The following is a 24,911-nucleotide window of genomic DNA, read 5'->3' on the forward strand; positions in this document are numbered from 1 at the left end:
AATATTCCGGCATAGCTCAGTTGGTAGAGCGTCTGACTGTTAATCAGAGTGTCGACGGTTCGAGCCCGCCTGCCGGAGTTATGCTTTTGATGTTAGCTGAATGGTTGACATCTTTTTGTTTATGCCGACTTAGCTCAGCTGGTAGAGCATCGGTGTCGTAATCCGGGGGTCACAGGTTCAAATCCTGCAGTCGGCAATACCAATCGATAAAAAAGTTTATAAAATAGTGTTTTTTGCTATTTTTATAAACTTTTTTTCTATGTAAAATAACCATGAATTGACATTATTTTTTTTAGTTAAGTGATAGCTAAAACTGGTGAATATTTAATCATTTGTTGACGACCATAGATTTACCGGGGTATAACAGTTGTCATACTTCATTACTAGATGAAGCAATTTTAATTTATTCAAACTATTTTGATAATAAGTTGAAAGATTCATATGATTCGGAGGAAAAGTTTTGGAAAATAAAAGCAATGCAGATAAATTTTTTTTAGGGCAACCTAGGGGATTATCCACATTATTCTTTACTGAAATGTGGGAGCGGTTTAGCTATTATGGTATGCGAGCCATTTTATTATTTTACATGTATTATGCTGTATCAAAGGGTGGCTTAGGCTTTGACCAAGGTACTGCAGCCTCAATTATGTCGATTTATGGTTCCTTAGTTTACATGTCAGGAGTTGTTGGCGGCTGGTTGAGTGATCGTGTTTGGGGTAGTCGAAGGACAGTTTTCATTGGTGGGATTTTGATCATGTTTGGTCATATTGCGTTGTCTTTACCTTTTGGATCTTCAGCACTGTTTGCATCAATAGCTTTAATTGTAGTTGGTACAGGGCTATTGAAACCAAATGTTTCCGAAATGGTTGGTGGTTTGTACTCAGAAACCGATCATCGTCGTGATGCTGGTTTTAGTATGTTTGTGTTCGGTATTAACTTGGGTGCTGCTGTTTCACCCTGGGCTGTACCGTTTGCAGCCAATGGATTTGGTTTTCACGCGTTTGGTAATGAAATGAATTTCCATGCTGGTTTTTCGCTTGCCGCAATCGGGATGTTTTTGGGATTACTCCAATACTATTTCGATGGTAAGAAATATTTATCTAAAGAAAGTTTATATCCACAAGATCCAATTGAAAAAGAAAACTTGCGTCCAATCATTACTTGGAGTGTAATTGGAGTTATTGCCCTGGCAGTTGTCATTGCGTTAATGGGTGTGACAGGTAATTTGGATATCAATAATATTATTTGGATTATCACAATTGTGGTGATTGCATTGCCGATTATTTATTTTGTGATGATGTTGAGTAGTAAAAAGGTCAATAAGGTTGAACGCTCACGTGTTTGGGCTTATGTGCCACTATTTATCGCAGCTGCAATCTTTTGGGCAATTGAAGAATCTGGTTCAGTTGTGCTGGCCCTCTTTGCCGCTGATCGAACTGTGTTACACATTGGCGGTTGGCACTTCGCAGCTGCTAACTTTCAGACGTTAAATCCTTTATTTATCATGATTTTAACTCCTTTCTTTGTTTGGCTTTGGAGCTCATGGAAGAAACAACCAAGTTCACCAGGTAAGTTTTCTGTTGGACTTGTCTTCGCTGGTGCGTCATATTTATTCATGGCATTGCCGGGAATTATCAATGGTACAACATCAGGTCGTGTTAGCCCATGGTGGTTGGTTGGTTCTTGGTTCATCGTCGAAATTGCTGAAATGTTAATTTCGCCAATTGGCCTTTCAGTTACGACTAAATTAGCGCCAAAAGCTTTCCAGTCTCAGATGATGAGTATGTGGTTCTTGGCAGATGCAGCTGGACAAGCCGTAAATGCGCAAATTGTTAAATTGTATAGTGCCAACACTGAAGTAGCTTACTTTTTGATTGTTGGATTGGTTAGTGTAGCATTTGGTATCTTATTGCTGTTCTTTGTAAAACCAATTCACCGATTAATGGATGGTGTTGATTAAAAAAAGAAAGACTAAGCCGTTTGGGTTTGGTCTTTTTATTTAGGGAAGTGACAAAATGATAAAGGTAGCAATGAGCAGTGATAACCATTTTGATATTAATCGAGTTGATGTTGCTAAGATGATGCAAAAGCAAGCTGAATACTTGTGGGCTAATCAAGTTGATTATTATTTGATTGCCGGTGATTTATTTAATGACTTCGAGAAAAGTGTGGCCTACGTTAAAAATTTATCTCAATTGTTAGCTGGGCTGGTCCAGGTGCGGTTTATTGCAGGTAACCACGACATGCTACGTGGCATCTCGTTTCAGGAACTTGAAACTCTGCAGCAGCCCAATTACCTCCATCACCAATTTGAGGACGTAGTGGGCACAAACTGGCGTCTAATTGGCAATAATGGTTGGTATGATTATTCATTATCTAACCAAAACGTCTCGAGTACCGATTTTGCTCGCTGGAAGAATGCGTACTGGGTTGATCAAACGATTGTCCAGCCAGGTAGTGATCGGGATCGACTAGAACTGGTATTACAGCAAGTGGAAAGCCAATTGAAACAGGCGAAAAAGGATCACAAAAATGTTTTATTCATGACGCATTTTGTTCCTAAAAAAAATTTTATTATTGACTCGCCTGATCAGAGAATGTGGAATATGAGTAACGCAATGATGGGCAGCGTTAAAATGGGAGAATTATTAGAAAAATATGAGGTCGCTTACGTTTTATTTGGGCATTTGCATATTCATCCAGCGCCCTTGAAAAGTAATCAAACAAGCTACTATAATCAATCAGTGGGCTATCATAACAAGCATAGCAATGAATGGCTTGAACCTGATTTTTTTGCTCAATGGAAGCGCCGGTTAGGGATGCTTTTATTAGAATAATAATTTTTTTCAATAATTCTCTTGCACTTTTAATTTGATTTAGGTATCATATAATAGTTGATTGTTATGGAGGGGTAGCGAAGTCTGGCTAAACGCGGTGGACTGTAAATCCACTCCTTCGGGTTCGGTGGTTCGAATCCACTCCCCTCCATTGTTATTGGGCTATAGCCAAGCGGTAAGGCAACAGGTTTTGATCCTGTCATGCGCTGGTTCGATCCCAGCTAGCCCAATTGTTACGCCTTTCGAAGTCGCTACCGACGATAAATCGTTGAAGTAGGGGCTTTTTATTTGGTATAAATTGTGTTATTTTTCACGATGTGTTATCTTTGAATGTAACCGATAACATTATGTAATCACGACAGACGAGCAATTTATTGATATTCTGCTCACCTTTTATTTTAGGAGTATACATAGTAATGGAAAAAAAGATGTATGGAACAGTTTTACTGAAGGCAAACAAAATCTTAGATTGTTTGGCAGATGGTAAAAGTAGGTTGGTACAAGAAATAGCGCAAGAAACTGACATCACTGCGCCGACTGTTTCTAAGATATTAACTACATTGCAATACATTAATTATGTTTCAAGGACTGCATTTACCAAGGAATACTACCTTGGTTCTAAAATAATAGGCTATGGAAACATCAATACTGGGGCCACTAGCCTGATTGAAACGACAAGAAGTTATTTAAACCAACTTCAAAGTGATGTCAACGAAACAATCCATTTGTCGGTTCCAGAAAACGACAGATTTGTTTATGTAAGAAAGATTATTCCCAAAAATCCAAGTATTTACCTGTCTTCTGAAGTCGGGCTTGCTCGGCCACTATACTGTTCAGGAATGGGCAAGGCAATTTTGAGCTCGTGTTCTGATCGGTGGATTGAAGGGTATTTAAACCGAACCAAGCTCAAACCATATACAGACCACACGATAACAACTCCAAAAGAGCTAAAAGACAACATTAAAATAATTAGGGAAAAGGGCTACGCAACTGATATCGAGGAGCAAGAAAACGATTGCTGCTGTATTGCCACAAGTTTAACAAAAGAAGACAGGATTATTAGTGCCTTAAGCGTCAGCTTGCCAAAAGGAAAACTAACTCCTGAATATAGTCAGTTTATTATTAACAAGGTGCTGACTACCAAAAAAGAAATTGAAATAGTTTTGTAAATCTGACGTTAATGAGAAACCTAGTAACTTAGTTGCTAGGCTTTTTCGTATTCATTTTTAAACACTATAAGGTCCAATTGGCCAATTAATAAAGATTAGTGACTAAGTAGACTTGGACAGCAGAGTTGGACTGGCAAATTTTAAAAATGGAAACGTTGACATTGTGATGTTTTTGCTCTGAGACCAATGATTGGTGAGCAAGATGCAAATTAGTTCCAGATTTGTAGCATAGTATAAAAAATATAAAACGCCAGATAAGAACATAAATTTTACGAACATTCCTATTTGGAAATTATTTATTCAAAAAAAATTAAAACCAATTGAAAGCGGTTACTTTGCGTGATATTGTAATCTTGTTGAATATGTTAGCGCTAACATATATCTTTTATTGAGAAGCTGGTGATCAAAACTTACTTAACTACACATAATTCAGAATATTTATTTTTCAAATTTAATTGGAGGTATTCTCATGGAAAACGCGATTACACCAAAGGCTCCAAGAAAAGTTACACTTATTAATCGACTTGGTTATGGGATGGGTAATTTCATTGGTGGCGGTGCATTGTCAATTAGTTCAGCATGGCGAATGTTTTTTTACACTACGTATTGTGGTTTGAAAATTTGGCAGGCAACATTAATTTTTGCAATTGGAACGTATATGGATGTATTTGATAACCCAATTATGGGATTCATTACTGATAATTTTAATGCAACGAAGTTAGGCCAAAAATTTGGGCGACGTCGTTTCTTCATTGCAATTAGCATTCCGTTGATGCTATTTTATCCAATCCTTTGGATCCGTGGTCAATCATTTATTTACTATATTTTAACGTATATTATGTATGAACTTATTTATACGGTGTTTAACGTGCCTTATAAGACATTACCTGTTGAAATGACTGAAGATTATGAAACCCGTCAATATTTATCAGGCTACATGTCAGTGTTCGGCAAAGTGGCCGGTTTTGTCACAGCAGCATTACCTGGTCTTTGCTTTATGTGGTTAGGTAAAACAAACCCATTTGCTTATCAAGCTGCGGTTATTACATACGCAATTTTAATGGCAATTTCAGCAGCCTGCGTTTATTTTACCAGCTGGGAAAAAGACAAATCGGAAGTCAAAATTGAAAACGATACTGAAGGTAGCGTATTTCAGGCACTCAAGAAAATGTTTATTGATGTTTTCTCAACTTTGAGAATTCGAAGTTTCAGATGGCATCTAGGAATGTATCTATTCGGCTTTGGTGGCGAATGGTTATACTCTGCAATTAATACTTACTTCTTTATTTTTGTTCTTAATCGCTCCAACACTTTTGTTTCTGGGATTAATAGTTTATCAAACATCTGTCAACTTGTCTCCACGTTTGTTTTCATGTGGATTTGTGCCAGATTAGGTCGAACCTCAGGTGCATATTCAATTGCACTATGTGTCTCGATTGGAACGATGATCGCTTACGTGGTTGTCTGGGCTACTGGCCTAACTGGCGTAACCTGGTTAATCTTAGGTATTTCTGCTATTTATGGTTTCGTAACTGGTGGTGTCTACTATATCCCTTGGGCTAACTACGGGTACATGGCCGATGTTGATGAGATTGTTACCAATCGTCGTCGTGAGGGGATCTATTCTGGTGCTCAAACGATGGCAGGTAAATTAATTCGTGCTTCTAGTCTTGTTGTTCTTGGCTGGGTGTTGTCTGCAACACACCTTGTTGAAGATGCTACTGTTCAGCCAATGTCAGCTAAATATGGTTTAATCGGACTACTGCTTGTTGGTGTTTGTGGGCTCCAGTTATTAGGTATGTGGGCTTCCAAACATATGAAGGTAAATGAAAAAACGCAAGGTATCATTGTTGATGAAGTTGCCCGTGTTAGAAATGGTGGTTCTAAAGCAGATGTTAAACCAGAAGTTAAAGCAGTTGTTGAAGAACTCACTGGTTTCAAGTACGAAGATTGCTTTGGCAATAATAATGTTGGCTACCATAACAAACATAAAAAGAACGATAAACTTAACTTAAAGAGTGTCTAATAATTACTTTAACAGTAGTATAAAATAATTTTAACTTTCAGTTTGTAACTGACAAATGAGTTAGAATTATTTTTAATTTAATCAAACTAGGATGGTTGTGATAATTTGCTAATATCTTACCCAAATAAACGTGAATATAATTCCTTTCAAGAAACATTTGCCAATTTAGACTTAGAGTCTGACGAGCTCAAAGTTATTATTGTCACACCAGGTGTTTACCAAGAACGAGTAACTTTGAGAGGGAAACATATTCGCATTATTGGGATTGGTGATGTGATTGTGGATGGAGCGGCCTATGCGCGACAGCTAGGACCGGATCACCAGCCAATTAATACTTTTCAAACAGCAACCTTCTATTGCGAAGGCGAAGATATCGTGTTGGACAATTTGACGATTAAAAATTCAGCCGGGCTAGGTAAAGATGTGGGGCAAGCAGTTGCTTTTTATGGTAATGGTGATAATATTTTTCTCCAAAAATGTACTATTGATGCGTTTCAAGATACTTTATTTTTGGCACCATTGCCACCTGCAACTAAAGAGGGACGTCCCTTCAATGCTCCGATAAATCAGCATGAATACTTACAATGTCACCGCTATACATTTGAAAATTGTGAAATTGCTGGTAATGTTGATTATATTTTTGGCGGAGGAACTGCCGTCTTTTATCGGTGTATTTTAAAAACAAAATTAGGCACTGAAAATGGGAACGCATTTATTGCAGCCCCGAGCACCTATCCAGATACATTATTTGGCTTTGTGTTTATCGATTGTGAACTAACAAAAGATGATCATGACGTTTCCAATGTCTACCTGGCTAGACCGTGGCGCCCATATGGGAAAGCTTACTATATCTCTTGCAAAATCGGTTCTCATATCATTACTAAAGGTTGGGATAATTGGAATGGTGATGTTGGTCGGGAGAGAACTAGTGACTTTAGAGAATATGATTCAAACCAATACATTGCAGGCCGAGCAAGCTGGGTCGTCAATAAAAAACAAATTGATGAGTTCCTAATGGTTAAAATATTTAAGTATATGAAAATATAATAAAACCAGTATGTTGAGAGATGATAAAGATGGAAATTGATTTTTTTAACTTTAACAATGATTGTGATATTTACGTACAAACCTATTCACAAAAAGCGATTGGGTGGCGCAACGGAATTTACCACGGTAGAAAAGAATCAAAGGATAAAATATCACCCTCAATTGGTCCACTTAGGTGCGAGTTAAATAAGATTGAGGAAGACTGTACTGCTTTGGAAGGGGACAAAGCGACCATAAGTCCGTTTAGGTACTTAGGTGGAACTCATTTGGTGGTCGCAGCAACAAATTCAAATTATCAGATTCAGGTAATTATCAGGCAGACACAGACTAGACCGCAAGACTACGAAATTTTTGTCAATAATATTAAAAACTGTGAATTCAAGTTAAGTGACAATCGCTACCATTTGATTAAATTTGACGCAAATATAGCTGAAGAAGTTCTTGATATTAATTTTCAGCTAGCAGGTAATAGTCAGGAACACCATGTGTTGCTGATGGACAGTATTAATATAGCTGAATTCAAGCTCAAACCACGACCGCTGAAAGATAAAAGAATTTATATTCTATCGGATTCAACGGCGCAAACGTACAGTAAAAACGAACATCCACAGGCTGGTTGGGGCCAGTACTTACCGGAATTTGTGCTACAGCACGACTCGATAACTAGCTATCATGATCAGCATGATAAAAATGTTTATTCCATGTTTTATGAAGCGAAAGGGACTTCGATTGTTAATCAATCCATTGGTGGTCGAAGTGCTAAATCGTTTCTTCAAGAGGGGTGGTTACCAGCGGTTTTAGGGAAACTAAGACCCAGAGATGTTGTCTTGGTGCAGTGGGGTCACAATGATTCTAATGCACGTAGACCATCAAGATATGCTGGACCAAAAGAGTTTCGCGGTTATTTAAAAAAATATGTTGCCAGCATTTTAAGTAGGAAGGCACACCCAATCCTGGTAACTGCACCACCGCGGTATGACGAGATTCTAAATAACGCTCAAAATGAGATTTTACAATTGTACCGGCAAATGACTATTCGGGTTGCACATCAATATTCAATTCCTGTTATTGACTTGTATCGGCTGGCGTTACAGAAAATTAAAATGTTGCGGGGGGAGCAGCCTGAAATATTGTATATGCACCTGCCAAAGTGGCAATATCAAAAGTTTCCAGATGGATTATCAGATTCGACTCATTTTACGAATGTTGGCGCACAATTCATTGCTAATATAATTGCGGCCGAATTAGTACGAATTCAACCAAAATTTAAATATAAAAATCTGTCCGAAGAAGCAAATTGTGTGCTTGCAGCCCCCGCCAAGATTCGAGTTAATTTTGATGCTAACAAATTGGGTCACTTACAATTGACATGGGACCACGTCACAAATGCCCAATATTATGAAGTGCAATGCAAAGGCCACAGTTACTTTGTGACTGATAATCATTTTAATGATGTGGTGGACGCAGTGGACCTGCGAAAAAAATATTCGGTTCGCGCTGTGAATTTGAGGGCAGTTTCCGAGTTTAGTTCGATCACAGCCACTTACCATTTTACACATATCGCTGCTGCCAACGAACGGGCCGTTAAGCTTCAACTGTATGAAGTGAATCGTGGAACCTATCGAGACAAAATTAGTTTTTCTGCCAAAATTAAGCACTCTGACAATTTTGATTATTACAGTATCGTGGCTGTCAATGATAACCAAGATAAAAATATTATCGATCAAATAGCACTCCAAGATTTGCCAAAACGCCACAGTTATCAGCTTAAAAAAGGTCAGTGTAGGTATCTATTTGTGGAAGCATACTCAAATACAGGGCAAAAAGTCTGCAGTAATAAAGTTATATGTTAGCGGCACATGAGAGAAAAAACGTGGCAAGGTAAATCAACACTATTAAATGGGAATAAAAAACTATTGCAGTCGTAACCGTGAACTTGCAGTAGTTTTTTGTGTAATAATAATGATTTAGCTGCGCTAAGCATAAACTTATTTAAAATTAAACCATTAACGGCACTGCAGCAGCGGTAATATTAATGTTAAAATGAAATCAACAAAAACTGCAAGGGACTGATCAAAGTGAAAATCGGGTTTATCGGTGTTGGCGCAATGGCGCGAGCAATTATTAAAGGGTTGTTAGCAAGTGAAGCTGTTAGTGCTGAGGATGTCAGCATCCACAGCGCACATAAAGGACGTTACTCAAAATTTGCTCAGGATAATAGTGTGGTAGCATGTGAGTCTAACATACAGGTTGTGCAGCAAAGTGATGTTGTTGTTTTGGCAGTGACACCTGATCAAGCAGAACTTGTTCTACAAGAAATTCGTGATGAATTGACTACCAAAACACTAATTTCAATCGTTGGTGGTATGAGTATTAACCGGCTAGAAGAATTGGCGGGTTATAACTTACCAATCCTGCGGGCATTACCGAATATTAATGTTGAAATTATGGCTGGAATGACAGCACTAGCAGCAAATGATCAGCTAATCGAAACTAGTCGTAAACAACTTGGAGAGCTATTCCAGTCGCTTGGTGAAATCAGCTGGCAACCAGAAACTTCATTTGGCATTTTTAGCGCATTGGCTGGTAGCTCGCCTGCCTACGTCGATTTTTTCATCGATTCACTCAGTCGCGTTGGAGTAAAATATGGGCTCACTAAAGATGCAGCAACTAAGATTGCAGCTCAGGCAGTCCAAGGCTCTGCCAAGATGGTGTTGCAATCAAGTCAAACACCATTCGAATTAATTGATCAAGTGTCCTCACCCGGTGGTAGCACTGTTGCCGGATTACTAGCAATGGAAGAAGCCGGTTTTATGACGGCGGTTGTTAAGGGCATTGATGCGACTGTAAAAAAGGATAGTCAGGTAGATTAGGTTTACTTTTTGGTATAGTCCAATTATAATGAGGTAAATCACAATAATTTATTAAAGGGAGTGCGGGTAAGTGAGTGTTGTATTGAAGCATGCTGAAATTTTTACGGGTGACGGTAAGATTTATGATGGCTACGTCAGATTTGATCGGGCTATTAGCGCAATTGGACCGATGAATGAATATGTGGCCCAAGCAAATGATCAAGTTGAATTTGTGAATGGGCGTAAATTAGTTCCTGGCTTTATTGATGTTCATTCGCATGGCGGTTATGGATTTGATACGATGGACGGTGATCCAAAGCAAATTGATGCAATGGTTAATAAAATGATTCATGAAGGAATTACGTCGATTTTCCCCACCACGATGACTCAATCAAATGAAAATATTGCACATGCGATGACTGGAATTGCACAAGCAGCACAAAAAAATCCTGTAATTCAAGGAACTCATTTGGAGGGTCCTTTTATTGCTGCAATCTACAAAGGGGCACAACCTGAAAAGTATATTAAGGATCCGGATGCTAAATTGCTCGATCATTGGAATCAACTGTCAGGAAATCGGGTTAAACTGATTACCTATGCGCCGGAAGACAAAGGTGCTCGTGAGTTTGAGGATTACTGCCTAGCAAACGGGATTGTTCCCTCTGTTGGTCACAGCAATGCAACTAGGGCGCAGATGTTAGCTAGCCGGGCTACGCACGTTACTCATTTATACAATGCTCAACGCGAATTTAAACACCGCGAACCTGGTGTAACTGGGCATGCCATGCTTGAAGATAATATGTACTGTGAATTAATTTGCGATGGGTTTCATATTGTGCCAGATATGATTAAGTTGGCGTTCGAACAAAAGGGTGCGCACAAGATTGAATTAGTTACGGATTCAATGCGTGCTAAGGGAATGCCAGAAGGAATCAGTGAACTTGGTGGCCAAAAGGTGATTGTCAAGGATAAGCAGGCGCGGTTGGAATCTGGCAATTTAGCTGGGTCCGTCTTAACGTTTGAGGATGCATTCAAAAATGCAATTGCGTTCACTAATTGCTCGATTGAGGACGCCGTCTTAATGTCATCAGTTAATCAGTCAATCGAATTTGGTTTAACCCAAAAAGGGACTCTTGAAGTTGGCAAGGATGCTGATATTAATGTTTTTGATGGCAACTTAAATTTACAACGAGTTTACAGCTTAGGACGGCGCTTTGACAATTAAGTTAAATTGGTTTAGATTTGGTAAAACACGTAATTTGTGAAAGGGGCAGTGAAATGGCTTCACCGGTCTACATTCAAATTCATAATCAAATTAAACAGGAGATTGAAAATGGTAAGTGGCAGGTTGGAGCCAAAATTCCGGCCGAACGAGAACTGGCACTCAGTTTTGGTGTTAGTAGAATGACATTGAGACAAGCAATTCAAACACTGGTTGATGAAGGAATTTTGGAACGACATGTCGGTTCAGGAACTTTTGTAGCTAACCGCAAAGTGCAAGAAAAGATGTCTGGTGTAACTAGTTTTACAGATCTGATGATTGCAGCTGGCAAGGTGCCATCAAGTAAAACAATTTCGTATCATATTACAACACCGTCTGAAAGTGAAACGGAGCTATTAGAGTTAAAACCAGATGTTAAAGTGTTACGAATGGAACGAATTCGATATGGCAGTGGTGTCCCGATTTGTTTTGAAATTGCGACAGTGCCAGCTAATTTAATCAATAATTTTAGTAAAGAAGAAATTACAACGTCACTATATAAGGCATTAGAGAAAAAGGCTAATCTGTTCCCAGGTAGAGCGATTCAAACTGTGTCTGCGATGTCAGCGTCTGAGCGAATTGCAGAATATCTAGGCATCAAGCGTGGGGCGGCACTGTTACGATTACGGCAGCTATCTTATCTACAGGATGGTCGTCCATTTGAATATGTGCACACGCAGTATGTTGGTGATCGGTTTGAGTTTGTGTTGGAAAAATAACAGAGTTAAAAATATTCAGGTTTTTGAGGATAGCTATGCTTCACGTAAAGATACGTTATTGTATCGTCAGTGGTGCTGCTAGGCGAAAAGACCTGCTTTTTTCACTCTTTTGCAATGAAAATTAGTAAAAAATTTTTTTCAATTTTTTAGTTATTAAGGCTATTTTAAAAGATTTGCATAAGCTAAATAGTATTCTATTGCTTTATTCCAATTGGAACCGTTTACAGGTGCGATTTTTATGACGGATGGTCTAATTAATGCTAAAATACTTGTGATTTAAATAAAAATATGGTGGAGGAGTAACCAAATGAGTTACCGATTTCCAGATGATAGTATCGCACTGCACACTGATGCTTATGAATTAAGTATGATGCAAACGTATTGGCAAAAAGGAATGGCACAACGACGATCGGTGTTTGAATTATACTTTCGTAACATGCCGTTTGGCAACGGGTATGCGGTCTTTGCTGGCTTACAACGAGTCGTTTCGTATATTCAGCAACTTAAATTTTCTGATAGCGATATTGATTACCTTAAACAAACAGGTCAGTTTGATGCTGACTTTTTAGAGTATTTACGTGACTTTAAATTTACAGGGTCAATTAATAGTACGGTTGAGGGAGATCTAGTCTTTAACAATGAACCAATTTTACAAGTCGACGCGCCCTTAATCGGTGCTCAATTAGTTGAAACAGCATTATTAAATATTATTAACTATCAAACACTAATTGCCACTAAGGCGGCTCGCATTAAATCAGTTGTTGGTGATGATCCATTATTAGAATTTGGGACACGCCGAGCACAGGAAATGGATGCTGCTATTTGGGGCACCCGTGCGGCGTATATTGGTGGTTTCGATGCCACCAGCAACGTAAGGGCCGGTAAACTATTTGGTATTCCAATCAGTGGTACTCATGCTCATGCTTTAGTTCAAACGTATATGAATGATTATGATGCGTTTAAAGCTTACGCAGAAACCCACAAAGACTGTGTTTTCTTAGTTGATACCTTTGATACTTTAAAGAGTGGTGTGCCAAACGCAATTCGAGTTGCAAAAGAAATGGGTGACAAAATCAATTTCCAAGGTGTCCGCATAGATAGTGGTGATATTGCCTATATTTCTAAGCGAGTTCGTGAAATGCTCGATGAAGCTGGGTTCAAGGATGCGAAGGTATATGCTTCTAATGACCTCGATGAAAAAACCATCATGAATTTGAAAATGCAAAAAGCTAAAATTGACGTTTGGGGCGTCGGCACCAAATTGATTACAGCATTTGACCAGCCTGCATTAGGCGCAGTTTATAAGTTAGTTTCATTTGAAGATGAGCACGGTCAGATGATTGACTCGATTAAAATATCGAGCAACGTAACAAAGGTTTCAACACCCGGGAAAAAGCAGGTTTGGCGTATTACTGATCAATCAGATGGCAAAACCGAGGGCGATTATGTCACACTGTGGGATGAAAAACCACAAGACAAAGAATCATTGTATATGTTTAATCCAGATTACACATACATCAACAAAACACTGCATAACTTTGCCGCTCGCCCAATTCTTCAACCAATTTTTACAAATGGAAAATTGGTTTATGACTTACCCGAGTTGGACGAAATCAAATTATTTTCTAAGCGTCACCTAGATATGTTGTGGGATGAATACAAGCGAGACTTAAATCCTCAAGTCTACCCAGTGGACTTGTCACAAGAATGTTTTGATAATAAAATGAAAATTATCAAACAAGTTCGTGATTACGTGAATCAATTAAAATTTTAAAGTAGGTGAAAGAAAATGCGACAGTTACAACAAGAAATTATCAATGCATTAAGGGTTAAACCGACAATTGACGTGGATGAGGAAATTAAACGCAGCGTTGACTTTCTCCAACAGTATTTATTAAAAACTGGGTTGCAGACACTTGTGCTTGGTATTTCTGGTGGTCAGGATTCAACTTTGGCGGGAAAACTGTCTCAGATGGCGATTACTGGATTGCAAAAAGAATATAGCGATAAACACTACCAGTTCGTGGCTGTACGATTGCCTTATGGTAATCAATCCGATGAGGCAGATGCGATGACAGCAATTGAATTTATGCAAGCTGACCAAGTAATGCGAGTTGATATCAAGCCGGCAACTGATGCTACCGTTGCAGCATTGGAAGCAAATGGCATCAAAGTGAGTGATTTTAATAAGGGTAATATTAAGGCACGGCAACGGATGATTGCACAATTTGGAATTGCTGGTCAATTACGGGGCGCCGTCGTAGGAACTGATCATGCTAGTGAGGCGGTGACTGGTTTTTACACTAAATTCGGTGATGGTGCTGCAGACGTTACCCCAATTTGGCGGCTCAACAAGCGACAAGGAAAACAATTACTTGCAAAATTAGGTGCCCCAGAGCACCTCTATGTTAAGGTGCCAACCGCTGACCTTGAGGATGATCGCCCCTCGTTACCCGATGAGGTGGCACTAGGCGTTAGTTATTCACAAATTGATGACTACCTTGAAGGTCAAGAGATTGATAATGCTGTGGCAGATAAAATTGAAGATTGGTATCAAAAGACTGGTCATAAGCGTCATTTACCAATTAATGTTTACGATCAGTGGTGGAAGAGCTAATGGTTTATTTTTAAATTAAAGTAAGTTATAATTAATCATATTCATAAGGGAGTAACTAGCAGAATATTCTGCGGTAATTTCGTCAACAAGAAGATCTTTCCGGAATTATCATAATTAGTGAGACTTATGTGTGCACACAATGAATTTGCGACGCATACGTAGGTCTCTTTTTCTAGCGTATGGTGGCATTACGAGGAGGAACTAATGAAACAGCTATTTTATAATCAATCAATTGAGCAGGTGTTTGAATCCGTTGACACTAACCAAGAAGGACTGACACAACAAGCAGTTCAGACCAAAAGAAGTCAGTTTGGTACAAATGAATTAGAACAAAAACGGCAAACATCTCTACTTGAAAAATTTCTCAATCAATTTAAAGATTTGATGATTATTGTGTTGATGGTAGCGGCATTGATAGCGGCATTTTCTGGTGAACTAGTTGACGCTATTATCATTATGTTGGTGGTTATCTTAAACGCTTTGTTCGGCGTTTTTCAGGAAGCTAAAGCAGAAAATGCCATTAACGCTTTAAAAGAAATGTCAGCACCAGATGCACATGTGCGTCGTGATGGGCAGGTAATAACTGTTAAAAGTGATGAACTGGTACCGGGTGATATCGTGTTATTAGAAGCAGGAGACATTGTGCCGGCTGATTTACGGCTAATTGAAGGTGCCGCTTTAAAAATCGAAGAGGCTGCATTGACGGGTGAATCTGTTGCTACGGAAAAACAGTTCCAGCAGTTAGCCGATGACACGCTTGGTATTGGCGATCGTTCAAATATGGCGTATATGAATACCAATGTAACGTATGGCCGAGCAACTGGTGTGGTTGTGGCCACTGGAATGCAAACAGAGATGGGCCGCATTGCGGGGATGCTTAATAAGACCGCCGAATCGCAAACACCACTCCAAGCAAACTTGCAACAGTTAGGCAAAATGCTAACGATTTTAATTCTAATTATTGCAGCAGTTGTGTTTGTAATTGGTTTAATTCGTGGACAAGAAACGCTGCTCAATATGTTGCTCACTGCAATTTCACTGGCAGTAGCAGCAATTCCTGAAGGTCTACCAGCAATTGTAACGATCACATTAGCCCTGGGAACACAACGAATGGTAAAGCGGCATGCATTAATTCGAAAATTACCAGCGGTTGAAACCTTGGGTAGTACTGATGTGATTGCCTCTGATAAAACCGGTACGTTAACTCAAAATAAAATGACGGTTGAGCGTTTATATACTAATGATCAAGTAATTGAAGCAACTTCGAAGCATGATAACACAACTGAATTATTAACCAAAATCATGAGTTTGGCCAATGATACCAAGCAAACACCAGATGGGCTCCAAGGGGATCCAACAGAAACGGCACTGGTTCAGTTTGCCATTGATCATAACGCAGTTGTTGACAAGGTAATTGCTGATAATCAACGAGTTGCTGAAATTCCATTTGACTCGGAACGCAAGTTGATGACTACGATTAATCAATCTAGTGATGGTTTTTTTGCGGCAAGTAAGGGTGCACCAGATGTATTATTGGAGCGGGCTTCTAAGATCGAAATCAATGGAGATATTCAACCATTAAGCGATCAGGTGCGTCAGCAAATTTTGGCGCAAAATCACGAATTAGCCAAGCAGGCATTGCGTGTATTGGCATTTGCATACAAGCCACTGGATAGCGTACCAGCTGAACCGACCAGCGCGGCAATTGAAAATGATATGATTTTCGTGGGCCTAACTGGGATGATTGATCCAGAACGACCAGAGGCAGCCGAATCAGTTGCAAAAGCGCATCAAGCTGGCATCAAGACGGTGATGATTACTGGCGATCACCGCGACACAGCCCAGGCAATTGCCACGCGGTTGGGTATTTTGACGCCAGATGATGAGGATGCGGTGATTACTGGTGCTCAACTAGACGAACAAGATGATGCGACATTTGCTAAAAATGTTAAACGTTATCGGGTATATGCGCGAGTGGCTCCTGAACATAAGGTCCGAATTGTCAAAGCTTGGCAAAAACATGGCAAGGTTGTTGCCATGACGGGCGACGGTGTGAACGATGCACCGGCGTTAAAAACAGCTGATATTGGTGTTGGCATGGGGATTACGGGTACCGAGGTTTCAAAGGGTGCCAGTGAAATGGTGTTGGCCGACGATAACTTTGCCACGATTGTAGTTGCGGTTGAAGAAGGTCGAAAGGTGTTTGCCAATATTCAAAAATCGGTTCAGTATTTACTTTCGGCCAATTTAGGCGAAGTATTAACTCTATTTATGATGACTCTGCTTGGCTGGCAAATTTTGGCGCCGGTGCAAATTTTATGGATTAATTTGGTGACAGATACATTTCCGGCGATTGCACTAGGAGTTGAGCCGACTGAAAAAAACATTATGAAACGGCCGCCACGGGGACGTAAGTCTAATTTTCTTTCGGGTGGAGTTTTCTCCAGCATCATCTATCAGGGAATTTTGGAAGGATTGCTGACATTGGGCGTTTATGCATATGCATTGTGGCAACCGTTGCACAATACAGATGCACAAATTCATGCGGACGCACTGACAATGGCGTTTGCAACATTAGGATTAATTCAGCTATTCCATGCGTTTAACTCGAAGTCAATTCACCAATCACTCTTTACGGTTGGGTTTTGGAAGAATAAATATTTTAATCTAGCGATTTTGGTGGCGTTCTTGTTGCTAGCAATGACAATTTGGTTACCAGGATTCAACCAATTATTCCATGTTACCCACTTAGAATTAAGCCAGTGGAGAGCCGTGGCGGTCGCAGGCGCACTGATGATTGCAATTGTTGAAATTGTTAAGCTGATTCAACGTAAATTGTGGTATCAGAATGCGAAGAACGACGATTAAGAATCCTCAAAATTAAAAATGATAATTAAGAAAAAATTACTTTCTTCTCAGCGGCGGTTGTTTAGTGTTAAAATTGAAACGTTGATGAACGAGACCAGAACAAGGGATATTGTCATGTTCTGGTCTATTTTTATGAGGAGTATTGATATATATGAGTGAACAAGTCACTACATTAGTTAAAAAGAATCTACCCGATATTGCTACCCGTCAAGTTGATGCAGTACTGAGTTTGCTGGACGAAGGTAATACGATTCCATTTATTGCCCGGTATCGAAAAGAAATGACGGGTAGTTTGGATGAGGTCCAAATTCTAGCAATTCAGGATGAATTCAAACGAGTTACTGCATTGCAAGAGCGAAAAACCGCAGTGCTTAAGAGCATTACTGAGCAAGGTCAGTTATCGGCGCAGTTACAAGCCCAAATTAACCAAGCGGAAAAATTGCAGGATGTCGAAGATCTATATTTACCATACAAGCAAAAACGGCAAACCAAGGCAATGATTGCCAAGCAACATGGTCTTGAACCACTGGCTAATTGGCTATTATCGTTTCCAACAACTGACTTAACAGAGCAGGCCCAAAAATATATTAATCTGGCAAATGAATTACCAGATACTGAAACTGTTTTAGCTGGCGCACACGAAATTTTGGCTGAGGCTTTCAGCGAGATTGCGGCAGTTAGAAACTGGATCAGAAATTTTTCCACCCAACATGGAACTTTAGTAACAAAGGTCAAAACAAATGGTAAAAGCCTTGATGAGCTCGGCGTTTACCAACAATATTATGAGTTTGAAACGGCTGTCAGTAAGCTAAATTCATACCGTGTCTTAGCGATTAATCGTGGTGAAAAAGAGAAGGTAATTAATGTTAAAGTGCAGATCGATGCTGAGCCGATTAATAATTACTTACATTTTCGCCTAATTGGTCAACATCCAAATACTAACGCCACTGAATTTATTCAAGCAGCGTATGTAGACGCGTATAAGCGGTTTATTGCACCAGCTATTGAGCGCGAAATTCGGCATGAGTTGACTGAGTCAGCGCAAACACAGGCGATCAAAGTTTTTGGCCAGAATTTGTATAATTTATTAATGCAAGCGCCAATGAAAGGTAAAGTTGTGCTAGGATTTGATCCTGCTTACCGGACCGGTTGTAAATTAGCTGTGATTGATGAAAATGGAAAATTCTTGACCAAAACAGTGATCTACCCACATAAGCCAGCTTCCGAAGCTAAACGGGTAGCTGCGCAACCCGAGTTAATCGATTTAATTGAGAAGTATCAAGTTGAGATGATTGCAATTGGCAACGGAACGGCTAGCCGTGAATCCGAACAGTTTGTGGCGGATACTTTAACCAAAATTAAACGTCCAGTATATTATGTCATCGTTAATGAAGCTGGTGCCTCAGTTTATTCAGCTAGTCAAGCAGCTCGTGATGAGTTTCCCGATTTACATGTTGAACAGCGAAGTGCCATCAGTATTGGCCGTCGCCTGCAAGATCCACTGGCTGAGTTAGTTAAAATTAATCCAGAGTCAGTTGGGGTGGGCCAATACCAACATGATTTACCCAAAAAAGATTTAAGCGGTGAACTCGATGCGGTTGTTGAACGAGCTGTAAACCGGGTGGGTGTAAACCTGAACACAGCAAGTTATCAGTTATTGGCACACATTTCAGGTTTATCAAACACAATTGCTACTAACATTGTTAAATATAGGGACGAAAATGGACGTTATGACAGTCGCAGTCAGCTCAAAAAGGTTCCACGATTGGGACCAAAAGCATTCGAACAGGCAGTTGGCTTTTTGCGCATTGTTGACGGTAAAAATCCGCTGGACAATACTGATATTCATCCTGAAAGCTATCCAGTGGCAAAACTAGTCTTGACAGAGGCGGGGGTTAAACCGGGCCAATTAGGTGATGAACAAAGTAAGCAAAAAATCAGCAGTCTTAATTTCAAACCAATTTTAGTTGAGCAGTCAATTGGTGTTGAAACGCTAAATGATATCGTTGCAAGTTTGCAGGCGCCCGGACGAGATTTGCGAGATAATATGCCCGCGCCATTGTTGCGTAAGGATGTTCTGACAATGGAAGATTTAAAAGTGGGGATGAAGTTGCAGGGAACTGTGCGCAATGTGGTTGATTTTGGTGCATTTGTTGATATTGGCGTTAAGCATGATGGCTTAGTCCATGTATCCAAATTAAGCCATCGGTTTGTTAGTGACCCGAAAAAAGTGGTGGCAGTTGGTGATATTGTCACAGTTTGGATTGACACGGTTGATTTGAATCGACAACGAATCCAACTGACAATGGTCGATCCACAGGAAAGTGAACGAGATAGTGACTAATGAGCAATTACAAAATTTAACCCAGTAATGGTCACAGGATTATTTTCAGCGACCATTTAAACATCAGGTATATTTCAATCGTCGATTGCAGACAACTGGTGGGCGCTACCATCCACAGGACCATCATATTGATATCAATCCTAAAATGTTGGACGAATTTGATGTGGACAATTTACGCCAAGTGGTACTACATGAGCTATGTCACTATCATTTGCATCTTAATGGGCAAGACTATCACCATCGCAGTCATGCATTTAAGGTGTTGTTACAACAAGTTGGTGGTAAAAGATATGCTCCAACGACGAGTGCTCGACGAATAAGTAGTGCCAATAGATTAATTTATCAGTGTACCAAATGCCAGGCAATTATCAGCCGGAAACAACATTTTAATACAGTCCGGTACGTTTGTGCCCGGTGTGGCGGTCATTTTAAATTAATTTCAACTAGTTAAAAACTAGTTGCGACCTGGTTCGATCAAGCTACCAGGATATTTTTGGTGTTGTCATCAGCGCGATAATTTGCTATGATATTATTCGTTGATGCGGCCGTGGCGGAACTGGCAGACGCGCAAGATTAAGGATCTTGTGGTCAATTATGACCGTGGAGGTTCAAGTCCTCTCAGCCGCATTTTAAAAGAGTGGGAAATAAGACGTTAAGGTTCTCAGAACCTGCCTTATTTCCCACATTTTTGTTGTTCAGACATCAAATAAATTAAAAGAGTGGAAAAAATATTTTTCCTTAACCAGTGATCCATTTTGCAAAGTTAAAGGTGCGATTAACATCGAGCATAATCACTAGTAATTTAACGGCCGCTGAATTAAAATAAAATGGTTAAAATATGAAAGTGAGCGAAAAAAATGACTTATTTTGCCAAGTTGACAACGACTGCCAGTTATTTACCAGAGCGGGTTGTCACTAATGAGGAATTAGCCCAGGTGATGCCCACAAGTGATGAATGGATTGTGGCACATACTGGAATCAAGACGCGGCACTATGCCCAAAATGATGAAAATACTTCTGATTTAGCGACGGAGGTTGGTCGCAAACTGCTGCAAAAATCAAATTTATCAGCTGATCAAGTTGATTTACTAATTGTAACCACCATTACTCCTGATGCTTTGACCCCTGCGACAGCTAGTGTTGTACAAGGTAAACTGCAGGCCATAAATGCGATTGCTTTCGATGTTAGTGCTGCTTGTGCAGGTTTTGTGTTCGGCCTTAGCATTGCGGATAAAATGATGCGTAGCGGGCAGTACCGCCATGCCATGGTAATTAGTGCAGAAGTTAACTCGAAAATGATGGATTTCACGGATCGAACTTCTACCGTGTTTTTTGGTGATGGCGCTGGGGGCGCATTATTAAGTCGCACAAATTCTTCAGATGAAGAATTTTTAATTGCAGAAAAACTGGCAACTGATGGCTCCCAGGCCCAAACAATTCATAGTGGCAGAATCAACCCGATTACAGAAATTGCGAGCACCAATTATCCCACTGCCGATGCATTTTATCAGGATGGTCGTGCTGTGTTTGAGTTTGCCACAACGGCGGTTCCCAAGCAAATTGAGCAATTACTAGCAGAGGCTAAGATAAAATTAGCTGATATTCGAATGGTTGTTTGTCACCAAGCTAATTTGAGGATCATTGAAACAATTTGTGCAAAATTAAAAATGCCATTTGATAAATTTCCTCATACAGTAGAAAAATATGGCAACATGTCGTCAGCTGGCATTCCGGTAACACTGGATCGATTAGTTACATCAGCTAATCGGCAGCCAATCTTATTAAGTGGTTTCGGCGCTGGATTAAATTACGGTAGTATGTTAATCAGAATGTAGGGATGACAATGAACGAAAAACAGATTCAAACGTTAATCGAACAACTGGCGAAGTTCGATTTTGTACACGCCAAAATTAAAATTGATGAGTTTGAGCTAGATTTGGATCGCGACCAATTGGCTGCACAGTCGCAACCAGAAGATGCCCAAATACAAACTATTAATAGTCCCATGATTGGTATTTTTCATACTAATGAACATCCGATTCAGGTCGGGTCTGTTATTACACCGAAGACGGTTGTTGGTCAGATTGAAAGCATGAAATTGTTTAACGATATTAGTGCTTCAATGACAGGTAAAGTCGAGGCGGTATTATGTGAGGACGGGCAGGCGGTTGACTATGCACAACCGTTATTCAGAGTTATCCTAGGAGCGGCTGAATAATGTTTAAAAAAATTTTGATTGCTAACCGTGGAGAAATTGCCTGTCGTATTATCCGTGCTTGTCAGCGGTTAAATATAACGACTGTGGCTGTTTATTCAACCGCAGATAAAGAGGCCTTATTTGTCAAACAAGCAGACGAGACTTATTGCATTGGCCCTGCTGCAGCCAAAGATTCATATTTAAATCGAGAAACTATTTTGATGGCTGGCATAATTGCTAACGTGGATGCTATTCATCCGGGATATGGTTTTTTAGCAGAGGATAGTTTATTTGCACAGATGTGCGCTCAATGTGATATTACCTGGCTTGGCCCAAGCGCTAAACTAATATCATTAATGGGAAATAAATCGGCCGCCCGCAAGTTTGCAGCTGGTCGTGGCATTGCCATTATTCCTGGAACGTTTGTATTAAATGATGTTACACAAGCAAAGGTGGCTGCAAATAAAATTGGTTATCCACTGCTCATCAAAGCAAGTCAAGGCGGTGGCGGTAAAGGTATTAGACAGGCTGATGATGAAAAACAATTGCTCAGTCAGCTAGTAATCGCCAAACAAGAGGCAGAGTTTGCGTTTGATAATAGTGCTATTTATTTAGAAAAAGTCTTAGCAGATATTCGCCATATTGAGGTACAGGTGATTGGTGATCAGGCAGGGACAATTCAAATTTTGGGTGACCGAGACTGTACTTTACAACATCGACGACAAAAAGTGGTTGAGGAAAGTCCTGCTTCATTTATCACTGAGGCACAGCGACGTGAACTGACTCAAACCGTTCATCAACTGTTAGATCACGTTGGTTATCAAGGATTAGGAACAGTTGAATTTTTATTTAGTCAGGACCGGTTCTATTTTCTCGAAATGAATACGCGCTTGCAGGTTGAACATGGCGTGACGGAAACAACCACTGGACTAGATATTGTACTGTTACAGTTGCAGTTGGCCGCTAACGAGGGTAAATTACCGGATTGTGTTCCGATGAGTGATGGTGTTGCAATTGAGTGTCGGCTCCAGTTAACGGGCACGGCTAAAATAAATCAACTGACTAGTTTTAGTTTTCCAGACAGCATGCGCGTCGATACTGGCTACCAACAAGGTGATTATATTCCACCCTATTATGATGCATTGCTGGCGAAAATGATCATCAGTGCTGACACACGCACAGCTGCAATTGCCAAAATGAGTAAGGCACTGGCCGAAGTTGAGATTGATGGTGTGCCCAATAATTTGTCTCAATTGGAAGCTGTTGTTTCAAGCAATTGGTTTTTAAGTAATGAATTTTCAGTAACAACATTAGATGCGAGGAAAAAAGCAAATGAGTCAACAACCAACTAGGGGAACCTGGACTAAATGTCCTCATTGTGGGGGTCACGTCAATCAATTGGAGTGGGGCGAGTATTGTCAATGTCCACATTGCCATCAGTATTTGCGGTTAACAGCACAGCAACGCCTAAAAATAACTGTTGATACGAATTCATTTGTGCCATTAGAGTTTCAACGAAAGACAAACAGTCAGCTACAGGTGCCTGGGTATGCTGAAAAGTTGACGGAAAATCAGCAGCGAACGAAATTGAAAGAAGCAGTTCTTGCTGGCCAAGCAACAATCAATGGGGTATCACTAATGATTGGTGTGATGGATAGCCACTTCATGATGGGGACCTTAAATACTGAGGTTGGTCGGGTTATCAGGGTGCTTTATACGACGGCTAAACAACGAAAATTGCCATTGATCATGTTTATTGCATCCGGAGGTGCCAGAATGCAGGAGGGCATCTTTTCACTACTGCAGATGAATACCATCCTGATGGCTAAACGCGAATTTGATGCCACAAAGCAAGTATCAATTAGCGTGTTAACGGATCCGACAATGGGCGGGGTGTCAGCCAGTTTTGCATTTAAAAATGATCTTGTAATTGCCGAAAAAAATGCACAAATTGGCTTTGCTGGTCAACGGGTGATTAAGGCGACTTCAGCAGATAAACTGCCTGCTAATTTTCAAACGGCAGAGGATTTATTGCAACATGGATTGGTTGATGATGTTGTAGCACGTGAGCATCTTCGAGGCTATTTAGCTACTTTACTGAAATTGCACCAGAGAGGTTAGATTGATGTTATCAGACCAACTAAAACAAATTAGAAGTCAGAACCGAATCAGCAGTCGCACTGTGTTGAATTACCTGTTCCATGATTTTGTGGCGATTCACGGTGATCGAGTTTTGGGTGATGACGCTGCTTTGACCGGTGGCGTTGCATTGTTTAACGACCAACCAGTGACGGTATTGGCCGTCAATCGCGGTCATAATGCTGTACAACGGCAGCACTTTAATGGTGGCATGGTGAGTGTGAGTGGCTATTGCAAAGCATTACGACTAATCAAGGCGGCGCAACGGTTTAACCGGCCAGTGATTAGTTTGATTGACATGCCAGGAGCTGATGCCAGTGCGTATTCTGAACATCATGGTCAAAGTCAGGCAATTGCAGAGATGCTTGCGGAAATGGGAGAATTATCAAGCCCCAACATGGCCATTTTTTTAGGAGAAGGTCATAGTGGTGGAGCACTAGCATTTGCCAATACTAATCGCATTATCATGTTAGAAAATGCACTTTTTTCAGTGGCTTCCCCCGAGGCAGTGGCTGCAATTGTAAATACTGATACCGATATAAATGAATATTTACCAATGACTGCAACAGCGCTGAAGCGAATTGGTTTGGTCGATGATGTAGTTCGTGAGGGCCCAAAAGTTTTAGAAAATATTGAACGAGCGGTGGCAAAACAATTGTCAGCGTTAAACCAGTTGAATGAACAAGAATTAATAAATCAACGACAAAAAAAATATTTGAAAGTTTTAGAGGCTGGAAGAGAGTAAAACTTTTCCGGCTTCATTTATAGTACTGCCTATTTTAGTGAAAATTGGTCAGCAAGCTGGCTTAATTCTTTGGTCAACGTAGTATGTTCC

The 24,911-nt window shown here is 40.1% G+C and carries 18 protein-coding genes, 5 tRNA genes and 1 pseudogene; all 24 read left to right on the forward strand.

Features of this window, described 5'->3' with window-relative positions; all coding sequences use genetic code 11:
* Positions 1-5 precede the first annotated feature (5 nt).
* A tRNA-Asn gene (locus tag WDC_RS02810) sits at positions 6-78 on the forward strand.
* Positions 79-123: 45 nt separating this feature from the next.
* Positions 124-196 (forward strand) — tRNA-Thr (locus tag WDC_RS02815).
* Between the two features lie 264 nt (positions 197-460).
* The gene (locus tag WDC_RS02820) at positions 461-1,960 is read left to right on the forward strand and encodes a peptide MFS transporter (RefSeq protein WP_044010302.1); all 1,500 of its coding nucleotides are present in this window, start codon (positions 461-463) and stop codon (positions 1,958-1,960) included.
* 55 nt (positions 1,961-2,015) lie between these two features.
* Positions 2,016-2,837 (forward strand): metallophosphoesterase, encoded by an 822-nt coding sequence (locus WDC_RS02825; RefSeq protein WP_044010303.1) that lies wholly within the window; start codon positions 2,016-2,018, stop codon positions 2,835-2,837.
* A gap of 68 nt (positions 2,838-2,905) precedes the next feature.
* Positions 2,906-2,988 (forward strand) — tRNA-Tyr (locus tag WDC_RS02830).
* Positions 2,989-2,995: 7 nt separating this feature from the next.
* A tRNA-Gln gene (locus tag WDC_RS02835) sits at positions 2,996-3,067 on the forward strand.
* 186 nt (positions 3,068-3,253) lie between these two features.
* A complete protein-coding gene (locus WDC_RS02840) occupies positions 3,254-4,006 on the forward strand; it encodes an IclR family transcriptional regulator (protein WP_044010304.1) in 753 nt (250 codons plus the stop codon).
* 469 nt (positions 4,007-4,475) lie between these two features.
* The gene (locus tag WDC_RS02845; RefSeq protein WP_044010305.1) at positions 4,476-6,032 is read left to right on the forward strand and encodes an MFS transporter; all 1,557 of its coding nucleotides are present in this window, start codon (positions 4,476-4,478) and stop codon (positions 6,030-6,032) included.
* A gap of 105 nt (positions 6,033-6,137) precedes the next feature.
* Complete coding sequence (locus WDC_RS02850) at positions 6,138-7,079, forward strand: pectinesterase family protein (RefSeq protein ID WP_044010306.1); 942 nt, start codon at positions 6,138-6,140, stop codon at positions 7,077-7,079.
* Between the two features lie 29 nt (positions 7,080-7,108).
* Entirely contained in the window at positions 7,109-8,932 is a 1,824-nt protein-coding gene (locus WDC_RS02855) for a GDSL-type esterase/lipase family protein (protein WP_044010307.1), read from the forward strand.
* Positions 8,933-9,157: 225 nt separating this feature from the next.
* A complete protein-coding gene (gene proC, locus WDC_RS02860; RefSeq protein WP_191978635.1) occupies positions 9,158-9,952 on the forward strand; it encodes a pyrroline-5-carboxylate reductase in 795 nt (264 codons plus the stop codon).
* A 70-nt stretch (positions 9,953-10,022) separates the two neighbouring features.
* Entirely contained in the window at positions 10,023-11,156 is a 1,134-nt protein-coding gene (nagA, locus tag WDC_RS02865) for an N-acetylglucosamine-6-phosphate deacetylase (protein WP_044010309.1), read from the forward strand.
* Between the two features lie 53 nt (positions 11,157-11,209).
* Positions 11,210-11,911, forward strand: a complete 702-nt coding sequence (locus tag WDC_RS02870) for a GntR family transcriptional regulator (RefSeq protein ID WP_044010310.1) — start codon at positions 11,210-11,212, stop codon at positions 11,909-11,911.
* A gap of 307 nt (positions 11,912-12,218) precedes the next feature.
* Complete coding sequence (locus WDC_RS02875; protein ID WP_044010311.1) at positions 12,219-13,685, forward strand: nicotinate phosphoribosyltransferase; 1,467 nt, start codon at positions 12,219-12,221, stop codon at positions 13,683-13,685.
* Between the two features lie 15 nt (positions 13,686-13,700).
* A complete protein-coding gene (nadE, locus tag WDC_RS02880; RefSeq protein WP_044010312.1) occupies positions 13,701-14,528 on the forward strand; it encodes an ammonia-dependent NAD(+) synthetase in 828 nt (275 codons plus the stop codon).
* A 204-nt stretch (positions 14,529-14,732) separates the two neighbouring features.
* Positions 14,733-17,396, forward strand: a complete 2,664-nt coding sequence (locus tag WDC_RS02885; protein WP_044010313.1) for a calcium-translocating P-type ATPase, PMCA-type — start codon at positions 14,733-14,735, stop codon at positions 17,394-17,396.
* 151 nt (positions 17,397-17,547) lie between these two features.
* Positions 17,548-19,740, forward strand: a complete 2,193-nt coding sequence (locus tag WDC_RS02890) for a Tex family protein (protein ID WP_044010314.1) — start codon at positions 17,548-17,550, stop codon at positions 19,738-19,740.
* A pseudogene (locus WDC_RS02895) lies at positions 19,733-20,191 on the forward strand (SprT family protein). Before WDC_RS02890 ends, WDC_RS02895 begins: the two are co-directional and overlap by 8 nt.
* 90 nt (positions 20,192-20,281) lie before the next feature.
* A tRNA-Leu gene (locus WDC_RS02900) sits at positions 20,282-20,367 on the forward strand.
* Between the two features lie 230 nt (positions 20,368-20,597).
* Positions 20,598-21,575 (forward strand): beta-ketoacyl-ACP synthase III, encoded by a 978-nt coding sequence (locus WDC_RS02905; RefSeq protein ID WP_044010315.1) that lies wholly within the window; start codon positions 20,598-20,600, stop codon positions 21,573-21,575.
* 8 nt (positions 21,576-21,583) lie between these two features.
* Positions 21,584-21,958, forward strand: coding sequence for an acetyl-CoA carboxylase biotin carboxyl carrier protein (locus WDC_RS09365; RefSeq protein WP_191978636.1), 375 nt, complete (start codon positions 21,584-21,586; stop codon positions 21,956-21,958).
* On the forward strand, positions 21,958-23,289 hold the full coding sequence (locus tag WDC_RS02915; protein ID WP_044010316.1) for an acetyl-CoA carboxylase biotin carboxylase subunit: 1,332 nt from the start codon (positions 21,958-21,960) through the stop codon (positions 23,287-23,289). The genes WDC_RS09365 and WDC_RS02915 overlap by 1 nt, the downstream gene beginning before the upstream one ends.
* A complete protein-coding gene (locus tag WDC_RS02920; RefSeq protein WP_044010317.1) occupies positions 23,270-24,058 on the forward strand; it encodes an acetyl-CoA carboxylase carboxyltransferase subunit beta in 789 nt (262 codons plus the stop codon). The genes WDC_RS02915 and WDC_RS02920 overlap by 20 nt, the downstream gene beginning before the upstream one ends.
* A 4-nt stretch (positions 24,059-24,062) precedes the next feature.
* Positions 24,063-24,821: a carboxyltransferase subunit alpha gene (accA, locus tag WDC_RS02925; RefSeq protein WP_044010318.1), complete on the forward strand. Its 759-nt coding sequence runs from the start codon at positions 24,063-24,065 to the stop codon at positions 24,819-24,821.
* The last annotated feature ends 90 nt before the right edge of the window (positions 24,822-24,911 follow it).

The sequence above is a fragment of the Paucilactobacillus wasatchensis genome, assembly GCF_000876205.1.
In the GTDB taxonomy this organism is placed as follows: Bacteria; Bacillota; Bacilli; order Lactobacillales; family Lactobacillaceae; genus Paucilactobacillus; species Paucilactobacillus wasatchensis.

Coding starts and splice junctions, on each gene's coding strand:
- WDC_RS02825 (WP_044010303.1), top strand. CDS start 2,016: ATGATAAAGGTAGCAATGAGCAGTGATAACCATTTTGATATTAATCGA.
- WDC_RS02840 (WP_044010304.1), top strand. CDS start 3,254: ATGGAAAAAAAGATGTATGGAACAGTTTTACTGAAGGCAAACAAAATC.
- WDC_RS02845 (WP_044010305.1), top strand. CDS start 4,476: ATGGAAAACGCGATTACACCAAAGGCTCCAAGAAAAGTTACACTTATT.
- WDC_RS02855 (WP_044010307.1), top strand. CDS start 7,109: ATGGAAATTGATTTTTTTAACTTTAACAATGATTGTGATATTTACGTA.
- WDC_RS02870 (WP_044010310.1), top strand. CDS start 11,210: ATGGCTTCACCGGTCTACATTCAAATTCATAATCAAATTAAACAGGAG.
- WDC_RS02875 (WP_044010311.1), top strand. CDS start 12,219: ATGAGTTACCGATTTCCAGATGATAGTATCGCACTGCACACTGATGCT.
- nadE (WP_044010312.1), top strand. CDS start 13,701: ATGCGACAGTTACAACAAGAAATTATCAATGCATTAAGGGTTAAACCG.
- WDC_RS02885 (WP_044010313.1), top strand. CDS start 14,733: ATGAAACAGCTATTTTATAATCAATCAATTGAGCAGGTGTTTGAATCC.
- WDC_RS02890 (WP_044010314.1), top strand. CDS start 17,548: ATGAGTGAACAAGTCACTACATTAGTTAAAAAGAATCTACCCGATATT.
- WDC_RS02905 (WP_044010315.1), top strand. CDS start 20,598: ATGACTTATTTTGCCAAGTTGACAACGACTGCCAGTTATTTACCAGAG.
- WDC_RS09365 (WP_191978636.1), top strand. CDS start 21,584: ATGAACGAAAAACAGATTCAAACGTTAATCGAACAACTGGCGAAGTTC.
- WDC_RS02915 (WP_044010316.1), top strand. CDS start 21,958: ATGTTTAAAAAAATTTTGATTGCTAACCGTGGAGAAATTGCCTGTCGT.
- WDC_RS02920 (WP_044010317.1), top strand. CDS start 23,270: ATGAGTCAACAACCAACTAGGGGAACCTGGACTAAATGTCCTCATTGT.
- accA (WP_044010318.1), top strand. CDS start 24,063: ATGTTATCAGACCAACTAAAACAAATTAGAAGTCAGAACCGAATCAGC.